This window comes from Pseudomonas sp. D4002, from assembly GCF_013385665.1.
Lineage (GTDB): Bacteria > Pseudomonadota > Gammaproteobacteria > Pseudomonadales > Pseudomonadaceae > Aquipseudomonas.
In genome coordinates this window covers 1-1214 of sequence record NZ_JACAPN010000055.1, presented here as the reverse complement: position 1 = coordinate 1214, position 1214 = coordinate 1, and the positions used below count along the sequence as shown (strand labels likewise).

General features: G+C 62.4%; 1 protein-coding gene. It reads right to left on the bottom strand.

Annotated features, from left to right (window positions below; genetic code table 11):
- The coding region (locus tag HX824_RS30475) for an amino acid adenylation domain-containing protein (RefSeq protein WP_177055913.1) at positions 1–1214 on the bottom strand (1214 nt) is incomplete at both ends.

Sequence of the window (1214 nt, the reverse complement as noted above, 5' to 3'; positions counted from 1 at the left end):
GCCACCCAGTTCGAAGAAGTTGTCGGTGAGGCCAACCCGTTCCAGTTTCAGCACGTCTTGCCAGACGGTTGCGATTTGCTGTTCCAGCGCGCTTTGCGGCGCCACGTATTCGTGCTGTACCTGGCTTGCGTCCGGCTGCGGCAGGGCCTTGCGGTCGAGCTTGCCGTTGGCGGTCAGTGGCCATTCATTCAGGAACAGCAGGTGCGTCGGTACCATGTAGTCCGGCAGGTCCGCTTTCAACTGCGCCTTGAGGGCGCCTGCATCCTCGGCACCTTGCGCCGGGATCACGTAAGCCACCAATTGCTGGCCGTTCAGCCCTTCCTGGGCCAAGACCACGGCTTCGCGCACCGCCGCCAGGGCGTTCAGGCGCGCTTCAATTTCACCCAGTTCGATACGGAAGCCACGGATTTTCACCTGATGGTCAATCCGGCCGATGTACTCGATCACCCCGTCGCTGCGGTATTGCGCCAGGTCACCGGTGCGGTACAACCGCGCACCGCTTTCGCCGAACGGGTCGGGAATAAAACGCAGTGCCGTCAGGTCGCCACGCTTCAGGTAGCCCCGGGCCAGGCCGGCGCGGCCAACATACAGTTCACCGATGCAGCCTTTGGCCACCGGGTTCAGTTCACCGTCGAGCAGGTACCACGACAGGTCGGCTATCGGTTCGCCAATCGGACTGCTGGCGTCCAGCTCGAGATCAGCCACCGACAGCGGACGGTAGGTGACGTGCACCGTGGTTTCGGTGATGCCGTACATGTTGATCAGCTGTGGCGCGCTGTCGCCAAACCGTTCGAACCATGGGCGCAGGCTCTTGACGTCCAGCGCCTCGCCGCCGAATACCACGTAGCGCAGGGCATTGGCCCGGGAGTCGGTACAAGCCACGTGCATCAACTGCTTGAACGCCGACGGCGTCTGGTTGAGCACCGTGACGCCCGCGTCGCACAACAGGTCGAGGAATTCCTGGGGCGAGCGGCTGACGTCGTACGGCACGATCAGCAACTCGCCACCGTGCAGCAGTGCGCCGAAAATTTCCCAGACCGAGAAGTCGAAAGCATAGGAATGAAACAGGCTCCAGACGTCCTGCGGGCCGAAACCGAACCACGGTTCAGTGGCCGCGAACAGACGCAGGATGTTGTGGTGCGCAAGCAAGGTGCCTTTGGGGTTGCCGGTGGAACCGGAGGTGTAGATCACGTAGGCGAGGTTCGAAGGATCCA